The 16,400-nt window shown below is 72.1% G+C and carries 20 protein-coding genes; 9 read left to right on the top strand and 11 right to left on the bottom strand.

Features of this window, described 5'->3' with window-relative positions; genetic code table 11:
• Positions 1–137 precede the first annotated feature (137 nt).
• Positions 138–1,313, top strand: a complete 1,176-nt coding sequence (locus IW248_RS19075) for an ROK family transcriptional regulator (RefSeq protein ID WP_196928073.1) — start codon at positions 138–140, stop codon at positions 1,311–1,313.
• A 124-nt stretch (positions 1,314–1,437) separates the two neighbouring features.
• Here the strand turns inward: IW248_RS19075 and IW248_RS19070 are convergent, their stop codons facing one another.
• Together IW248_RS19070 and IW248_RS19065 are read right to left on the bottom strand one after the other, a co-directional pair.
• On the bottom strand, positions 1,438–2,451 hold the full coding sequence (locus IW248_RS19070) for an ABC transporter permease subunit (RefSeq protein ID WP_196928072.1): 1,014 nt from the start codon (positions 2,449–2,451) through the stop codon (positions 1,438–1,440).
• Positions 2,448–3,446: an ABC transporter ATP-binding protein gene (locus IW248_RS19065; protein WP_196928071.1), complete on the bottom strand. Its 999-nt coding sequence runs from the start codon at positions 3,444–3,446 to the stop codon at positions 2,448–2,450. The genes IW248_RS19070 and IW248_RS19065 overlap by 4 nt, the downstream gene beginning before the upstream one ends.
• A 131-nt stretch (positions 3,447–3,577) precedes the next feature.
• Here IW248_RS19065 and IW248_RS19060 point away from each other — a divergent pair, with 131 nt between their 5' ends.
• Together IW248_RS19060 and IW248_RS19055 are read left to right on the top strand one after the other, a co-directional pair.
• A complete protein-coding gene (locus IW248_RS19060; protein WP_124817631.1) occupies positions 3,578–4,420 on the top strand; it encodes an ABC transporter ATP-binding protein in 843 nt (280 codons plus the stop codon).
• Positions 4,421–4,443: 23 nt separating this feature from the next.
• On the top strand, positions 4,444–5,340 hold the full coding sequence (locus IW248_RS19055) for a ribokinase (RefSeq protein WP_196928069.1): 897 nt from the start codon (positions 4,444–4,446) through the stop codon (positions 5,338–5,340).
• A 43-nt stretch (positions 5,341–5,383) separates the two neighbouring features.
• Here IW248_RS19055 and IW248_RS19050 read toward each other — a convergent pair whose 3' ends face one another.
• The 4 genes from IW248_RS19050 to IW248_RS19035 all read right to left on the bottom strand — a co-directional run bounded on the left by IW248_RS19050 (position 5,384) and on the right by IW248_RS19035 (position 7,872).
• Positions 5,384–6,070 (bottom strand): hypothetical protein, encoded by a 687-nt coding sequence (locus IW248_RS19050; protein ID WP_196928068.1) that lies wholly within the window; start codon positions 6,068–6,070, stop codon positions 5,384–5,386.
• Positions 6,071–6,117: 47 nt separating this feature from the next.
• Complete coding sequence (locus tag IW248_RS19045) at positions 6,118–6,507, bottom strand: DoxX-related protein (protein WP_196928067.1); 390 nt, start codon at positions 6,505–6,507, stop codon at positions 6,118–6,120.
• A complete protein-coding gene (locus tag IW248_RS19040) occupies positions 6,504–6,986 on the bottom strand; it encodes a DUF6232 family protein (RefSeq protein WP_196928066.1) in 483 nt (160 codons plus the stop codon). The genes IW248_RS19045 and IW248_RS19040 overlap by 4 nt, the downstream gene beginning before the upstream one ends.
• A 406-nt stretch (positions 6,987–7,392) precedes the next feature.
• On the bottom strand, positions 7,393–7,872 hold the full coding sequence (locus IW248_RS19035) for a DUF6232 family protein (protein WP_196928065.1): 480 nt from the start codon (positions 7,870–7,872) through the stop codon (positions 7,393–7,395).
• A gap of 98 nt (positions 7,873–7,970) precedes the next feature.
• Between IW248_RS19035 and IW248_RS19030 the strand changes: the two genes are divergently transcribed.
• Together IW248_RS19030 and IW248_RS19025 are read left to right on the top strand one after the other, a co-directional pair.
• Positions 7,971–8,744 (top strand): enoyl-CoA hydratase/isomerase family protein, encoded by a 774-nt coding sequence (locus tag IW248_RS19030; RefSeq protein ID WP_124822644.1) that lies wholly within the window; start codon positions 7,971–7,973, stop codon positions 8,742–8,744.
• Positions 8,745–8,865: 121 nt separating this feature from the next.
• A complete protein-coding gene (locus IW248_RS19025; RefSeq protein ID WP_196928064.1) occupies positions 8,866–10,488 on the top strand; it encodes an acetolactate synthase in 1,623 nt (540 codons plus the stop codon).
• A 51-nt stretch (positions 10,489–10,539) separates the two neighbouring features.
• Here IW248_RS19025 and IW248_RS19020 read toward each other — a convergent pair whose 3' ends face one another.
• Genes IW248_RS19020 through IW248_RS19010 form a run of 3 tightly spaced genes read right to left on the bottom strand, consistent with a single transcriptional unit; the run spans position 10,540 to position 11,678 of the window.
• A complete protein-coding gene (locus IW248_RS19020) occupies positions 10,540–10,956 on the bottom strand; it encodes a PLD nuclease N-terminal domain-containing protein (protein ID WP_124822642.1) in 417 nt (138 codons plus the stop codon).
• Positions 10,957–10,983: 27 nt separating this feature from the next.
• Positions 10,984–11,289 (bottom strand): DUF202 domain-containing protein, encoded by a 306-nt coding sequence (locus tag IW248_RS19015; RefSeq protein WP_124822641.1) that lies wholly within the window; start codon positions 11,287–11,289, stop codon positions 10,984–10,986.
• On the bottom strand, positions 11,286–11,678 hold the full coding sequence (locus tag IW248_RS19010) for a YidH family protein (RefSeq protein WP_124822640.1): 393 nt from the start codon (positions 11,676–11,678) through the stop codon (positions 11,286–11,288). Before IW248_RS19010 ends, IW248_RS19015 begins: the two co-directional genes overlap by 4 nt.
• Positions 11,679–11,720: 42 nt before the next feature.
• Here IW248_RS19010 and IW248_RS19005 point away from each other — a divergent pair, with 42 nt between their 5' ends.
• The 4 genes from IW248_RS19005 (at position 11,721) to IW248_RS18990 (ending at position 14,870) form a co-directional block, all read left to right on the top strand.
• Entirely contained in the window at positions 11,721–12,518 is a 798-nt protein-coding gene (locus IW248_RS19005; protein ID WP_196928063.1) for a GNAT family N-acetyltransferase, read from the top strand.
• A complete protein-coding gene (locus IW248_RS19000; protein ID WP_196928062.1) occupies positions 12,515–12,928 on the top strand; it encodes a hypothetical protein in 414 nt (137 codons plus the stop codon). The genes IW248_RS19005 and IW248_RS19000 overlap by 4 nt, the downstream gene beginning before the upstream one ends.
• A 187-nt stretch (positions 12,929–13,115) precedes the next feature.
• The gene (locus IW248_RS18995) at positions 13,116–13,895 is read left to right on the top strand and encodes an electron transfer flavoprotein subunit beta/FixA family protein (protein ID WP_196928061.1); all 780 of its coding nucleotides are present in this window, start codon (positions 13,116–13,118) and stop codon (positions 13,893–13,895) included.
• 15 nt (positions 13,896–13,910) lie between these two features.
• Entirely contained in the window at positions 13,911–14,870 is a 960-nt protein-coding gene (locus tag IW248_RS18990; RefSeq protein ID WP_196928060.1) for an electron transfer flavoprotein subunit alpha/FixB family protein, read from the top strand.
• Positions 14,871–14,964: 94 nt separating this feature from the next.
• Here the strand turns inward: IW248_RS18990 and IW248_RS18985 are convergent, their stop codons facing one another.
• Both IW248_RS18985 and IW248_RS18980 read right to left on the bottom strand, forming a co-directional pair.
• Entirely contained in the window at positions 14,965–15,765 is an 801-nt protein-coding gene (locus tag IW248_RS18985; protein ID WP_196928059.1) for an anti-sigma factor, read from the bottom strand.
• Positions 15,719–16,321 carry an RNA polymerase sigma factor gene (locus IW248_RS18980; protein WP_124822634.1) on the bottom strand — a complete coding sequence of 201 codons (603 nt, stop codon included), beginning with the start codon at positions 16,319–16,321 and terminating at the stop codon, positions 15,719–15,721. Before IW248_RS18980 ends, IW248_RS18985 begins: the two co-directional genes overlap by 47 nt.
• Between the last annotated feature and the right edge of the window lie 79 nt (positions 16,322–16,400).

Below are 16,400 nucleotides of genomic sequence, written 5' to 3'. Positions count from 1 at the left end.
GAAACGTCGTACCGGTGGTGGTCTTGGCGCTGCCGACTCGGCCGAGCGTCCGACCGCCGAGTGGCCGTTACGCTACGGCTACCCGTTCGCAGGTTGGTTTACAGTTAGCAAAGTTTACTAAAACTAGAGGACGTGTCATGAGTGCGACCCGGCTGCCCGGCACCCCCCGCCTGTTGCGGGCGCTCAACGACCGTGCCGCGCTGGAACTGCTCCTCGAACGTGGCCCGCTGACCCGGGCTCGACTCGGCGAGCTGACCGGGCTGTCGAAGGTCACCGCCTCGCAACTGGTCGAGCGGTTGGAGGAGCGCGGCCTCGTCGCGCGGGTCGGCGAGCAGGCCGGCGGACGCGGGCCGAACGCCCAGCTCTACGCGGTCCGCCCGGGCAGCGCGCACGTGGTCGGCGTGGACGTCGGACCGGACCGGGTGGTGGCCGCCTGCGCCGACATCACAGGTGCGGTCATCGGCCGGGTGGAGCAGTCGACCCGGGACACCGACGACCCGGTGGGCGTGGTGCACAACGCCGTCGTGCAGGCCGCGAGCAGCGCCCAGGCGCAGCTGAGCAGCGTACGACGGATCGTGCTCGGCACCCCGGGCCTGGTCGACCCCGGCACCGGCGACATCACCTTCGCCTTCAACCTGCCCCGCTGGCACAGCGGCCTGCTCGCCGCGCTGCGGGACGACCTGCACACGCCTGTGGTCTTCGAGAACGACGTCAACCTGGCCGCGGTGGCGGAGGCGCAGTCCGGCGCCGCCCAGGGGCTGGCGGATTTCGTGCTGGTCTGGGTGGGTGCCGGCGTCGGCCTGGCGATCGTGCTGGGCGGACGGCTGCACCACGGCAGCAGCGGCGCGGCCGGCGAGATCGGCTACCTGCCGGTGCCCGGCGCGCCCATCCCGCGCGACGTCTCCCGGCGGGCCAAGCCAGCCTTCCAGCAGCTGATCGGTGCGGACTCGGTGCGCGCGGTGGCCCGCGAGCACGGGTACCCGGACGCCGACGCCGCCGAGGCGGTCCGTGCGGCCGTCGCGGCCGGCGCCGACGGTGGCCCGATGCTCGACGAGTTGGCCCGTCGGCTCGCGCTCGGCGTGGCCAGCACCTGCGTGGTGCTGGACCCACCGCTTGTCGTGCTGGCCGGTGAGGTGGGTCAGGCCGGTGGCGCGGCGCTCGCCGATCGGGTGCAGCAGGAGGTCGCGGCGATCACCCTGGTCCGGCCGCGCGTGGTGCCGACCGGGCTGACCGAGGAGCCGATCCTGCACGGCGCGCTGCGTACCGCCCTGGACGCGGTGCGTGACGAGGTGTTCGGCTCCACCGTCGGCTGAGCCCGCTGCGGCGGTCATGTGAAGGAATATTTCACCGAGCATCCGTGGCTTGCAAGCTCTTGCCGGCCGCTGGCCTGGACTGTTCCGTCGGGCCGCCCGGACCGGGCGACCCGACGGCCTCGAGTCAGATCAGGTCGCGGCGACGGAACACGGCGAACGCCGCCGCGGTCAGCCCACCGGTGAGCACCAACAGCACCAGCAGCGCCGTCGGCCAGTTCAGGGTGTAGAAGCCCTCGCAGTAGCCGGTCCCCGCGCTGCCCCGACAGAGTTCGGGGTCGAAGAACTGCGCCCTACCGCCGAGCCAGGCCCCGATGTGGCTGGAGAGCATCAGCTGATCGGGCCGCCGGGCGTCGACGATCTCCAGCACCAGCCGACCGCCCAACTCCCACACCACCGCGTACGCCGCCACCGCACCCAGCGCCGCCGACGTGTGCCGACCCAGCGTGGCGATCGCGAAGCCCACGGCGGCGGCCAGCAGAACCAACACCAGGCCACGGCCGTGCACCGCGCCGAGTGAACGCCAGAAGTCGCCGTCCAGTCGGCCCGGCAACCCGGCCGTCTGCCCGATCACCCAGAACGTGGCGAGGTAGGCCACCGACGCCAGCAGGGCCAGGACCAACACCGCGCCGAGCAGGGTGCCCAACTTGGCCGCGAGCACCGTCAACCGGCGCGGTCGCCACAGCAGCAGATTCACCACGCCGCCCGAGGTCAGGTCCGCGCCGATGTAGGAGGCGCCGACCAGGAACCCGAAGAGCACCAGGAACGCGATGAGGAAGTACAGCAGCGGCTTTGCCTGCTCGGCGAAGTTGAACACACCCGGTAGATAGTCGGCGGCGATCGGCAGCCGGTCCTGGCGGATCGGATCGATATCCGAACAGTCGCTGGGGAAGAACCTGTCCGTGTCGGCCGGCAGGGTGCTGTTCTGGCGGGCCAGGCACTCCTGGTGGGTGGCCTCCAGGGCGCGCCGCTCGTCGGCGGCCTGCTCCCGCGCCGAGCTCAGTTCACCGGCGGTCGGCTTGTGGGAGCCGGCCATCGTGGTCGCCGCCGTGACGGCGAACGCCAACACCAACAGGACCACCATGAGCTGCACGAAGCGACGCGCGGACAGTCGCTCCAACTCGGCACGCACCAGGTTCACGCGTCCACTCCCCGATCGAGGTCGATCACAGCTGCACCCTGCGGCAGCGACGGGTCGCCGCCCTGCCGAGGCACCGACGGATGCTCGTACGCACCGGTCAGCTCCAGGAAGACGCTCTCCAGATCCGGCCGCAGCGGTGTCAGCTCGCCCACCCACAGACCCTGCTCACCGAGCACCCGGCTGATCACCGTCGGGTCGCTCACCCCGCCCACCACCAGCGCGGCGCCGTCCGCGACCGCCGTCAGCTCGGCCGCGTGCAGCAGCTCGACGGCCCGCTCCGGCTCGGCCACCCGGACCAGGAACTCGTGCCGGTCGTGGCCCGCCAGGACCTCGTCCACCCGACCGGTCGCGACCCGCCGCCCCCGGGAGATGATCGTGACGTGGTCGCAGATCAGCTGGATCTCGCCCAGGATGTGACTGGACACCAGGACGGTCACCCCGCTGGCCGCCAGCGACCGCATCAGGTCCCGCATCTCCCGGATGCCCGCCGGGTCCAGCCCGTTCGCGGGCTCGTCCAGAATCAGCAGCCGCGGGTCCTTCAGCAGCGCGGACGCCACCGCGAGCCGTTGCTTCATGCCCAGCGAGTAGCCCTTCACCCGATCATCGCCCCGGTCGTGCAGGCCCACCAGATCCAGCACCTCGTCCACCCGGGAGACCGGCACCCCACCAGCGCGGGCCAACAACCGCAGGGTGCGGTAACCGGTGAAGTTGCCGAAGAACTGCGGGCTCTCCACGATGGCGCCGACCTGGCCCGCCACCCGGGTCAGCAGCTCCGGCGACGGTTCGCCGAGCACTCTCATCCGGCCGCTGTCGGCGCGTACCAGCCCGAGCAGGGCCCGCAGGGTGGTGGTCTTGCCGGAGCCGTTCGGGCCCAGGAAGCCGTGGACCTGGCCCGCCTCGACCAGCAGGTCGAACCCGTCCACCGCCACCCGTCGGCCGCTACGCAGGCTGTGGAAGGTCTTACGCAGACCCTCGATCTCGATGACCGCGCTCATCCGCGCGGCTCCGTACGTCGACGGGGCATGGGCCGTCCTTCGGGCTTGGTGATCAACGACACGGCGCTTCACCCTATGGCTGAGGTGCCGCCCATGGGGGGCACCCCGGCGCTGCGTGGTTGGATGGTGCGGTGACTGGTGACCTGATCCCCGGCGCTGCCGGCGCCGCGCCTGCCGCCGCTTTCGTGGACCCGGATCTGGTGGTCAGCCTCGACGGCGTCGGTGTACGCCGCTCTGGCACCGCCCTCCTTCAGGACCTGACCTGGCGCGTCGAACTGGACGAGCGGTGGGTCGTGCTCGGCTCCAACGGCGCCGGCAAGACCACGCTGCTCAACCTCGCCGCCGGCCGGCTGCACCCCACCACGGGTGTCGCGCACGTGCTCGGCGAGCGGATCGGCCGCACCGACGTCAACGAGCTGCGTACCCGGATCGGGCTCACCACCGCCGCGATCGCCGAGCGACTGCCCGCCGACGAGCGGGTCAGCGACGTGGTGGTGACCGCCGCCTGGTCGGTGGTCGGCCGCTGGCGGGAGAATTACGACCGTGGCGACGAGGCGCGGGCCCGGGCGCTGCTGAGCCAACTCGGCGTCGGTGGCCTCGCCGAGCGCCGTTACGGCACCCTCTCCGAGGGCGAGCGCAAGCGGGTGCAGATCGCCCGTGCCCTGATGACCGACCCGGAGCTGCTGCTGCTCGACGAGCCCGCCGCCGGGCTCGACCTGGGTGGTCGGGAAGACCTGGTCGCCCGACTGGCCGAGCTGGCGTACGACCCGGACGCCCCGGCGATGGTGCTGGTCACCCACCACGTCGAGGAGATCCCGCCCGGGTTCACCCACGCGCTGCTGCTGCGCGAGGGTGGGGTGGTCGCCCAGGGCCTGCTCGCCGAGACGCTGACCGGTGACAACCTCTCCAAGACCTTCGGGCTGCCACTGGTGGTCGAGCGGACGGGCGAGCGCTTCACGGCTCGCGCCGCCTGAGCGTCGGACCGGCGGAGACGATCGTGCCGCAGACCCGGGTCGCCGTGGTGGGCAGCGCCAACATGGACCTGGTCGCGATGGCACCCGCGCTGCCGCGACTGGGCGAGACCATCCTCGGCACCGACTTCGTGATGGTGCCCGGCGGCAAGGGTGCCAACCAGGCCGTGGCCGCGGTCCGGGCCGGCGCCTCCTGTGCCTTCCTCGGCGCGATCGGCTCGGACGCCTTCGGCGTCACCCTCAAGGCCCGCATCACCGCGGCGGGCGTGGACACCAGTCAGCTGCGCGTGGTCTACGGTGCCTCCGGCGTGGCGCTGGTGATGGTCAACGCCCAGGGGGAGAACGCCATCGTGGTCACCCCCGGCGCGAACGACGCCCTGGTCGGCCTCACCGAGGAGGAGTTGGCCACGGTGCGCGCGGCGGACGTCCTGGTCGCCCAACTGGAGATCCCGGTGCAGACCGTGACCGCCGCCGCGGTGGCCGCCCGCGACGCCGGCACCAGGGTCATCCTGAACGCCGCCCCGGCGCGGGACCTCCCGCCCGAGCTGCTCGCCGCCGTGGACCTGCTTGTCGTCAACGAGGGCGAGGCGCAGGCGCTCGCCGGGCGAGGTCGGGAGGAGCCCCGGGCGCTGCTCGACCTGACCCCCCGGGCCGTGCTCACTCTCGGCGGTGAGGGTGCCTGGTACGTCGACCGGGACGGCACCGAGGTGCACGTGCCGGCGGTACGTGTCGACGTGGTCGACTCCACCGCCGCCGGTGACGCGTTCACCGCCGCGCTGGCCGTCGGCTGGGGCGAGGGGCGCGACCTGGTCGACGCGGTGCGCTGGGCGTCGGCGGCCGGCGCTGCCTGCGTCCGCAAGCTCGGCGCCTCGGTGGCGCTACCGCGACGCGCCGAGATCGACGAGCTGTACGTACCGGCCTGACCGCGCCCCGGTCGCAGGCCGTCCGGCCGGCCCGCCCGGACGTTCAGCCGACGGGCTCGTCGGCGAGCTTCTCGCCGCGTCGGCGCAGCATGCCCAGCCCGGGGATGCCGGCCACGGCGAGCTTGAGGTCGCGGGTCACGTCCAGCAGGTCGTGCAGGTCGGGGCCGACCCGGTCCAGCGTGGCCAGGATCGGCAGGATGTCCGCCGTCAGGTGTTCCTTGAGCTTGGGCAACTCGTCGATCAGGTGGATCGCCGCGCTGATCTCCTCGTGACTCAACTCCTCCACGAACCGCCCGGCCATCGGCGCGGCCCGGCGCAGCGCCGGCTCGTACGCGGCCAGCAGCTCGGCCGCCGTGGCGGCGGCCTCCGCCGCGGTGCCCACTGTGGCGGCGGCGTGGCCCGCGACCCGGTCGGCCTCGGCGACGACCACCGCGGCGGCGGTGGCCACCTCGGTGGCCGTGTCGATGGCGGTGGTCGCGGCGGCGCTGATGACGGCCACCTCGCGAACCGCGGCCTCGGCGTCGGTGAGCACCTGGTCGGTCCGGTCCACTGTCGTCTCGATCCGGTCGATCACGCCGTTGATCCGGGCCAGCAGCGCCTCCACCCCGTCCAGCACCGCGAACGCGCGGGCGGGCACGGCGGCCATCGAGGTGGCCGAGCCGAGCGCCTGGTCGAGAGCGGAACGGGTCAGGCCGACCACGGCGGCCGGGGTGGGGAGGGGAATCGCCATGGGGTCAAGTGTGCGTCGGCCGTGCCACAACCGCCCGACGGGGCTGGTCAGCGGGGCTGTCGACCGGCGTTGTCGGCGCGGGCTACCCGCAGCGCCCACCAGATCAGCGGCGCTTGCAACGGCACCCGGCCGTACGCGATGGCCCGCTTCGTCGGGCGTCGGTGCCGCCAGTCCACTGCCATCTTCACGTTCGCCGGCAGGACGGCGACGAAGAGCGCGGCGGCGGCCCGACCACCGGCCGAGCGGGTGGCCGGGCTCGCGACCGCAGCCGCCACCGCAAGTTCGACCACCCCGCTGGCGTACGTCCAGAACCGGGCCGGGCCGGGCAACGCGCGCGGCACGATCGGGTCGTAGACGCCGGGGCGTACCAAATGGGTGACGCCGGCCGCGGCGAGCAGGCCGGCCAGTGCGACGGCCTCGCCGCGGCGGGTGGTCATCGATGGTCCCCCTGCTGTTCGACGGCGCGCTGCACGGCCCGGTAGATCTGCCCGAACCGTAGCGCGTCCGGGGTGCGTACCAGCAGGTCCTCCCGGCCGTGGTGCTGCACCCACAGCTCGTGCACGTGGCTGCCGCGCTCGTAGGAGCGGTCCAGCCAGCCGAGGGGGATCTCCAGGAACGGTGCCAACGCGAGCGCCCCCGCCGCGCAGGCGGCCAGAATGATCAACGCCAGCTGCCAGTTGCCCCGGTCCTGAGCCGACCAGGCCAGTGACAGCACGCAGACGACGGCGACCAACGGCGGCAGTGAGAGCAGCAGGACCAGGACACCGCGCCCCAGCACACGGCCGCGGACGGCGAGGGTTTTCTGCCCCCGCGCGTGCCAGACGAACGTCACGTCGGACAGGGCGACCACGTGACCGCCCGCCCGGATCGACTCGGAGGTCACCTGCACCGCGTCGTCCCGGTAATAGAGGGTCATCACTAAGCCTAACCACCGACAGGCAACCCGCGCCTCGCCCGGACCTCGGCATCTGACCTTCTTCGCAGCGGATCGACCCTTCTTCACAGAGGATTCGACGGAGGCTGTCCGGCGGGTAGAGGTGGTGGTGCGCCGGTCCTTTGGAGCTGAATCGTCTGCGACATCAAGAGTCGCCTCGCGGCCTCGCGGCCTCGCGGCCTCGCGGCCTCGCGGCCTCGCGGCCTCGCGGCCTCGCGGCGCAGCGGTGCCGCAAGCCTCCTGGTCCGATTCGTTTGCGATATCAGCTCCATAGGCACTGCAGGAACGCTGCGCCCGCTGCGCCCGGCTAAAGCGCGCGGTCGCTGCGCGGGTCCCGCCGGTGACGACCGGCCTGGTCAGTTCGGGACGTGGAGCGGAACCAGGCTGGCTAGCGGCGCGTGCCGGGGCGGGCCGGCTGGCTGTGCTCGACCGCGCGTTGCACCGCCCGGTAGATCTGCCCGAAACGCAGCGCGTCACCGGTGCGCAGCAGTCGCACCGGCTGACCCCGCCAACGGGCCCAGATCTCCAGTTGGCGGCTGCCCCGGGCGTACGAGCGGTCGAGGTGTTCGAAGAGGAAGTCGGCGACCGGGCCGACGGCCAACCCGACCAGGACCGACGCGCCGACGATCGCGATCGTCACGGTGGGGGAGCGGTGCAGCCAGACGGCCACGGCGATGCCGAGCACCGCCGCGACCAGCGGACCGGCGAGCGCGGCGCCGATGGCACCCCGCCCCACCAGCACGCGCCAGGAACGGGTGCCACGGCGGTGCCAGATCACGGTGATGTCCGCCAGCGCGTAGCTGCGACCGTCGACGCGGACGCTGGTGGAGGTGACCTGCACCGATCTGTCGTCGTAATACGTGATCATGGCTGGACTCCCGCCCACGGGGCTGACACCACACTACTTACCCAAACGAGCCGGGTCGTAAGGTTGGCACGCGACTTCGACGAGGAAGTGAGGGCAGCGTGGGCGAGTTCGTTCGGCTGGAGACCACTGACGGCATCGGCACGATCCGGCTGGAGCGGCCGCCGATGAACGCGCTGAACACCCAGGTGCAGGAGGAGTTGCGCGCCGCCGCCACGTCGGCCACCGCCGATCCCGAGGTCCGCGCCGTTATCGTGTACGGCGGGGAGAAGGTCTTCGCCGCAGGCGCCGACATCAAGCAGATGGCCGAGATGTCCTACGTGGACATGGCCGACCGGGCCGCGAACCTGTCCAGCGCGCTCGGCGCGATCGCCCGGATCCCCAAGCCGGTGGTCGCCGCGATCACGGGGTACGCGCTCGGCGGTGGCTGTGAGCTGGCGTTGGCCTGTGACTGGCGGGTCGTGGCCGAGGACGCCAAGCTCGGCCAGCCGGAGATCAAGCTGGGCATCATCCCGGGCGCGGGCGGCACCCAGCGGCTGGCCCGCCTGGTCGGCCCGGCCCGCGCCAAGGACCTGATCATGTCGGGGCGGATGGTGGACGCGCAGGAGGCGCTGCGGATCGGCCTGGCCGACCGGGTCGCACCGGCCGCCGAGGTGTACGACGCGGCCGTCGCGCTGATCACTCCGTACCTCACCGGGCCGGTGCAGGCGCTGCGCGCGGCGAAGCTGGCGGTCGACGGCGGCCTGGACATGGATCTGAACTCGGGTCTGGCCTGGGAGAGTCAGCTGTTCGCGGCGCTCTTCGCCACCGAGGACCGGCGGGAGGGCATGGCCGCCTTCGTCGAGAAGCGCAAACCGGACTTCACCGGCCGCTGACCCGCCGCTTCCCGGCCCGATGGCCCCTGACCTCGACAACGTCCAGTCGCCGGGGCCACGGTCGAAGGGTCAAGTGACTGGCCGGTAACCTGTGATCCCGGCCACGGACGATGGGAGCGACATGACGGAGCGGATCGAGGGTCACGGCGGCGAGCTGGCGCTCGCGGCACTACGCGCGCACGGCGTACGGGAGATGTTCACGCTGTCCGGCGGGCACGTCTTCCCGCTCTACGACGCCGCGTACAAGACCGACTTCCCGATCTACGACGTCCGGCACGAGCAGTCCGCGGTCTTCGCCGCCGAGGCGGTGGCCAAGCTCCAGCGCCGTCCCGGCCTCGCCGTGCTCACCGCCGGGCCCGGCGTCACCAACGGCATCTCCGGCATGACCAGCGCATTCTTCAACGCCTCGCCGGTGCTGGTGCTCGGGGGCCGAGCGCCCGCGTTCCGCTGGGGCTCCGGCAGCCTCCAGGAGATGGACCACCTGCCGCTGGTCGCCCCGGTCACCAAGCACGCCGAGACGGTGTTCAGCACCGACGACATCCCGCGTGCGGTCGGTGCGGCGCTCAACGCCGCGCTCACCCCGCACCGCGGCCCGGCCTTCCTCGACTTCCCGCTGGAGACGGTCTTCTCGGTCGCCGAGGCCGAGCTGCCCACCGTGACGGGTGTCGACCCGATCGCGCCGGACCCGGAGGAGGTCGGCCGCGCCGCGCTGCTCATCGCCGGGGCGCAGCGGCCGGTCATCATCGCCGGCTCCGACGTGTACGCGGGCGACGCGGTCGCCGCCCTGCGCGAGGCGGCCGAGGCGTTGCAGGTGCCGGTCTTCACAAACGGCATGGGTCGCGGTTCGCTTCCGCCGCAGCACCCGCTGGCGTTCGCCAAGGCCCGCCGGGCCGCGCTCTCCGGCGCCGACGTGGTAGTGGTGGTGGGCACCCCGCTGGACTTCCGGCTCAGCTTCGGTGACTTCGGTGACGCCAAGGTGGTGCACATCGTCGACGCGCCCAGCCAGCGGGCGACGCACGTGCAGCCCGCCGCGGCTCCCGCCGGCGACCTGCGCCTGATCCTCTCCGCGCTGGCCGATCACTCCGGCGACCGGGCCGACCACGCCGACTGGATCGCCGACCTACGCGTCGCCGAGGACGCGGCGAAGGCTCGGGACGCCGCGGAGATGGCCGCCGAGACCGACCCGATCCGTCCGGCCCGGATCTACGGTGAGCTGCGCCGGGCGCTCGCCCCGGACGCGATCACCATCGGCGACGGCGGTGACTTCGTGTCGTACGCCGGGCGGTACCTGGAGCCGGCCCAGCCCGGCACCTGGCTGGACCCGGGCCCGTACGGCTGCCTGGGCACCGGCATGGGGTACGCGATGGGCGCCCGGGTCAGCCACCCGGACCGGCAGATCTGCGTGCTGATGGGCGACGGCGCGGCCGGGTTCTCGCTGATGGACGTCGAGTCGCTGGTCCGCCAGAAGCTGCCGGTGGTGATCGTCGTCGGCAACAACGGCATCTGGGGGCTGGAGAAGCACCCGATGCGGGCCATGTACGGCTACGACGTGGCCGCCGACCTGCAGCCGGAGCTGCGGTACGACACGGTGGTCAGCGCGCTCGGCGGGGCGGGGGAGACGGTCGCCAAGGCTGCCGACCTGGGCCCGGCGCTCCAGCGGGCGTTCGACTCCGGAGTGCCGTACCTGGTGAACGTGCTCACCGACCCGACCGACGCGTACCCCCGGTCGTCGAACCTGGCCTGAGTCGCACCCGCCGCCGCCGTCGCCCCTGCGTCGGCGGCGGCGGCGGCGCGCTCACACCTCCGGTCGGTCACCCTCCCGCGGCGGCTCACCGTCGCGGCGGCGCAGGTCGTCCTCACGCCGCCGCAGGTCTTCCTCCCAGCGCTGGAAGAGCTCCTGGTCCTGCTGCTGGGCGCGTTCCTCGACGGAGCGCAGGAACTCCGGGTCGTCGTCGGGGGCCACCGGCCGTGGGCGCTGCCGCTCACCGCCGCCGATGCCGCCCGACCAGCCCTTGCCGGCGCCGGGGCTGGGCTGCCGGCCGACGATGAACCAGGCGATCGAGCCGACCAGCGGGAAGAACAAGATGATCAGCACCCAGGCGATGCGGGGAAGAGCACGGATCTTGCCCTCCTCGGCGGAGAGACAGCTGATCAGCGCGCAGACCGCGAGAACGATCTGCACCAGGAAGAGAAGTACGCCAAGCCGGGCCATGTAACCATCATGGCGCACCGAATCCCGTCACCACAGTCCGCGCAGCACCAGCAGCACTCCCAGTAACGCGAGCACCACCGTGCCGGCCGTGACCAGGGGCAGTGTCCGGCCGCCGGTGCGGGTCGGACCGGTGCCGGTGCCCCTGGGCCAGCAGAGCACCAGCAGGGCGCCCCACACCAGCACGGTCCCCCCGGCGATCAACGCATCGGTCGGGTCGCCCGTCGACGCCAGCCGAACGGCGAGCACTGTCACCACGGTCACCGTGAGCAGGGTGCGCCGCCAGGCCAGCCGGGTCCGCTCCGGTTGCAGCCCCGGGTCGCGTCCGCTGCTCACCGCCCGCCGATCGCCCGCATCAGGACGGCGACCACCAGCAGCAACGCGCCGACGCCGACGGCGAGGGCCAGGATGGCGGGAAACCGGGACGCGGGCAGCTCCTGGCCGAGCCGGATGGCCCGCTCGGTACGCGCCCAGTGGTCCACGGCGCGGATCGCGACGGCGCCGCCGAGCAGCAGCAGCGCCACGGCGATCACCTCGCGCAGGTGGCTCATCGGCAGCTGCGGCAGGAACTGCGCGGCGGCCAGCCCACCGCCGACCAGCGCCAGACCGGTGCGCAGCCAGGCGAGGAAGGTTCGCTCGTTTGCCAGGGAGAACCGGTAGTCGGGTGTCTCGCCGACCGAGCCCAGCTCCGCCGGGTCGAACCACCGCCTGATCGCCTCCCACACAGTGGGAGATTATCCACTTCCCCTCCCGCTTAGCCTGGGCCGGTGACTGATCTCGACGTACAGACGCTGCGGACCGCCTACGACAACCAACTCCGCCCGGAGATCCCCGACCCGGTCCCGGCCGGGGTGACCGTGGAGCGGGACGGGCCGCTGGTCCGGATCACCGGGCTCGATTCCGGTGGGTTCATCACCTACCGCGACCTGGGCGGGTTGACCGGCGACGCGCTGGACGAGCTGATCGCCCGGCAGGTGCGGCTGTGCCGTGAACGGGGCGAGTCGGCGGAGTGGAAGCTCAACGAACACGACGAGCCGGCGGACCTGGCGGACCGTCTGCGCGCCGCCGGCTTCGTGCCGGAGGACCGGGAGACCGTCGTGGTCGGCCCGGTCGCCCCGCTGGCCGCCGCGCTGCCGGTCGCCCCCGAGGGGGTACGCCTGCGTGAGGTGACCTCCCGCGAGGACCTGGAGCGGATCGCCGCCATGGAGGAGGAGGTGTGGCAGGAGGACCGCTCGCACCTGGTGTGGGGCCTGGCCAAGGAGATCGACGCCGACCCGAACTCGATCACCGTGGTGGTGGCCGAGGCGGACGAGACCGTGGTGAGCGCCGGCTGGGTGCGGTTCCCGGCGAACACCGGCTTCGCCACCCTGTGGGGTGGCTCGACCCTGCCGCAGTGGCGTCGCAAGGGCATCTACCGGGCCTTGGTCAACCACCGGGCGCGGCTGGCCGACCAGCGCGGCCGGACGTTGATGCAGGTCGACTGTTCCGAGGACAGCCGGCCCATCCTGCAGCGACTCGGCCTCGTCGCGGTCACCACCACAACCCCGTACGTCTACACTCCGTGATCATGGAGCAGCGGTTGACGGACGAGGAGCGGCTGACCCTCAAGACCGGCGCCTTCGGCGCCGTCTTCCTGGTCTCCAACGCCGACCCGGGGGTCCTGGGGGTGATCCGGGAGAGCATCGCCGCGTCCGGCGCGTTGGCCGACGCCAGTGGCACGGTGAAGGAGGCGCTGACCACCGGCCCGCTGCCGCGACTTCCCCGGGACTCGCAGCTGGAGATCGAGTCGGTGGTGCTGCCGGCGCTGGGGCAGGCGGTGCGGATCCTGCGCGAGAAGTCCCCGCGGGACGTGGACGCGTACCGCTCGCTGGTGTTGGCCGCGGCGGACCAGGTGGCCCGGGCGCACGACGGGGTGGCGCCCGCCGAGGCGGCGGCCATCGACCAGATCCGGGTCGCGTTGGCCGAGCCGGCCTGACCGGCCGCGCGGCGGTGAGCTGTGTCACTCTGAGTGCTGCCGGAGCGCAACCTACTGGCAGGTAACATTGCGTCGTGGGCAACCGCACAACCGCCCTCGGTTGACCTGGCGTCGACCGACGCGCGACGCTGCGCCCCAGACCGGGCGAGCGAATCGCAACACCACACAGGAGGGTCGTCGAAGCGCGATGAACATCGTCGTACTCGTCAAGCAGGTGCCTGATTCGGGCGCGGACCGCAACCTGCGCAATGACGACAACACCGTCGACCGCGGTTCGGCGAACAACGTGATCAACGAGATGGACGAGTACGCCATCGAGGAGGCCCTGAAGATCAAGGAGGCGCACGGCGGCGAGGTCACCATCCTGACCATGGGTCCGGACCGGGCGACCGAGTCGATCCGCAAGGCGCTCTCCATGGGTCCGGACAAGGCCGTGCACGTGCTGGACGACGCCCTGCACGGCTCGTGCGCCGTCGCCACCTCGAAGGTGCTGGCCGCCGCGCTCGGTCAGCTGGGTGCCGACCTGGTCATCTGCGGCGCCGAGTCCACCGACGGTCGGGTCCAGGTCATGCCGCACATGATCGCCGAGCGACTGGGCGTCGCGGCGCTCACCGGCGCCCGCAAGCTCACCGTCGACGGCGCGACGCTTACCGTCGAGCGGCAGACCGAGGAGGGCTACGAGGTGGTCACCGCCTCCACGCCGGCCGTGGTCTCCGTGTGGGACACGATCAACGAGCCGCGCTACCCCTCCTTCAAGGGCATCATGGCCGCCAAGAAGAAGCCGGTGCAGACGCTCTCGCTGGCCGACCTCGGTGTCGCGCCCGACGAGGTGGGCTTCGACGGCGCCACCAGCGCCGTCCTCGAGCACGCCAAGCGCCCCCCGCGCTCCGGCGGCGCCAAGGTCACTGATGAGGGCGAGGGCGGCGTCAAGCTGGTCGAGTTCCTCGCCACCGAGAAGTTCGTGTGAGAGGGGGGTTCTGACATGTCTGAGGTTCTCGTCGTCGTCGAAGCCACAAGGGAATTCGGCGTCAAGAAGGTCACCCTGGAAATGCTCACCCTCGCGCGTGAGCTGGGCACCCCGAGCGCTGTGGTGCTCGGCGGCGCCGGCGCCGCCGAGGCGCTGAGCGGCAAGCTGGGCGAGTACGGCGCGGAGAAGATCTACGCCGCCGAGGGTGACGAGATCGACGGTTACCTGGTGGCCCCCAAGGCGACAGTGCTGGCCGAGTTGGTCAAGCGGGTGCAGCCGGCCGCCGTGCTGCTGGCGTCGGCCCAGGAGGGCAAGGAGATCGCCGCCCGGCTCGCCGTCAAGCTCGACAACGGCATCCTGACCGACGTGGTCGGCCTGGACGCCGACGGCACCGCGACCCAGGTCGCCTTCGCCGGCTCCGCCATCGTCAAGTCCAAGGTCACCAAGGGCCTGCCGCTGGTCACCGTCCGACCCAACTCGGTCACCCCCGCGCCGGCGGCGGCCACCCCGGCGATCGAGCAGCTCAGTGTGTCGGTCACCGACACCGACAAGCTGGCCACTGTCGTCGAGCGGGTCGCCGAGCAGAAGGGCTCCCGCCCCGAGCTGACCGAGGCCGGCGTGGTCGTCTCCGGCGGCCGCGGCGTCGGCAACGCCGACAACTTCAAGCTGGTCGAGGAGCTGGCCGACCTGCTCGGCGGCGCCGTCGGCGCGTCCCGCGCGGCCGTCGACTCCGGCTTCTACCCGCACCAGTTCCAGGTGGGCCAGACCGGTAAGACGGTCTCCCCGCAGCTCTACGTCGCGCTCGGCATCTCCGGTGCCATCCAGCACCGGGCCGGCATGCAGACCTCGAAGACCATCGTCGCGGTCAACAAGGACGGCGAGGCGCCGATCTTCGAGCTGGCCGACTTCGGGGTGGTGGGCGACCTGTTCAAGATCGTCCCGCAGGCCGCCGAGGAGATCCGCAAGCGCAAGTAAGCCAGCGACACGGCAGTGGCCGCCCGTGCGAACGGGCGGCCACTGCCGTGTGGGGAGCTGATCGGCGAGCCGGGGAGCTGAGCCGGCCCGCCGATCAGCCCGTCAGGGAGCCCCTCAACAGGCTGTCGCCGGAGTGGCGGGTGTTGTTGTCGTACTGCTCGGCGGAGACGTCGACCACCGAGTAGCTCTTGAGGTCGGCATTCGGGGGCAGGGGCAGCAGGGCGTCCGAGCCGCCCCCCAGGGTGCCGATCGAGAACATCTCCATCGTCGTCGGATTGATGAGCCAGACCTCGTAGTACCCCGGGACGCTCGGGAGATTCGCCACATGCAGATGTAGTTGGCCGTCCTGGAGAACCCGGGCGTCACCCTTGGCCGCCGGCGGCGTCGCCCCGTACGCCGCCAACGGCGCGCTCGCCACCACCACCGGCGTCGGGGTGGGCGCCGGATCGTCGGGTCGGAGCACGGAGACGGTGCCGATCACGCCGACCGCGGCCGCGGCGGCCGCGGTCACCGCGGTGGCCGCCCAACGGGACCAGCCACCACCCCGGCGGGATCGTCGCGCCGGGTCCAGTCGGGTCACCGTCGGCCTGGCCGCCGCGCCCGGGATCGGCTCGGCCGTTCTGGTGCCGGCCTGCTCAGGAACCCGGGTCTCGGCCGGCGAGGTGTCGACCTCCGCGGCCCTGACCTGGGCTTCGATGCCCTGCCAGATGTGCTCCGGCGGGTCGGGCAGGTCAGCCAGGCCCCGTGTCTCGGTGCCGAGCCCCGCGACCCGCTCAAGTGTCGCCAACTCCGTACGGCAGTGCGCGCAGGTGCCGAGGTGGGTGCTCTCCCCGTTGTCCGCCTCGCTCTCACCGAGCGCCAGAAATACCAGCCGGTCGTGGTCCAGGTGCTGCACCGTCCACCTCCCATCTGCGTTTCAAGCTCGCCATGCCGCGTCGGATGTGACTCTTCACGGTGCCCAACGGCACGCCGGTCACCGTGGCTATCTGCTGGTGTGTCAGGTCGTCGTAGAAGGCCAACTCCAGCATCCGTCGCTGGTCGTCCGGAAGACGAGCCAGCTCGTCGGCGATCACCAACCGGTCCACCACGCGGTCCGGGTCCGGGTCGGTAGGCGCCTGCTCGGGTAGCTGTCGGACCGTCTCCACCACCCGCGTCTCCCGGGCCGAGGCGCGCATCCGGTCGATGACCTTCCGCCGGCCGATGCCGAGCAACCAACCGATCAGCGACCCCTTGGCCGGGTCGAACGTGTCGCGGCCCAGCCAGGCGGCGACGAACGTCGCCTGGGTGACGTCCTCGGCGTCGCTGCGGTTCGCCAGCATGGACGTGGCCAGGTGGAGCACGGCACGACCGTAACTGTCGTACGCCTCGCGGAGCGCCACGTCGTCGCCGGCGCGGAACCTGCGGTCGAGGTCGTCCACCGGAGGGTCCGGTTCCGGTCGTGGCGCCGTCATCGAGCGGCTCGCCTTCGATGGGGCATGCCCGACTGTAGCCGCCACAGTCTCCGCCCCACTTCCCCGGTCGATGTCATCT

It is taken from the genome of Micromonospora ureilytica (assembly GCF_015751765.1).
GTDB lineage: Bacteria > Actinomycetota > Actinomycetes > Mycobacteriales > Micromonosporaceae > Micromonospora > Micromonospora ureilytica.
This window is presented reverse-complemented; position numbering and strand designations above follow the sequence as displayed.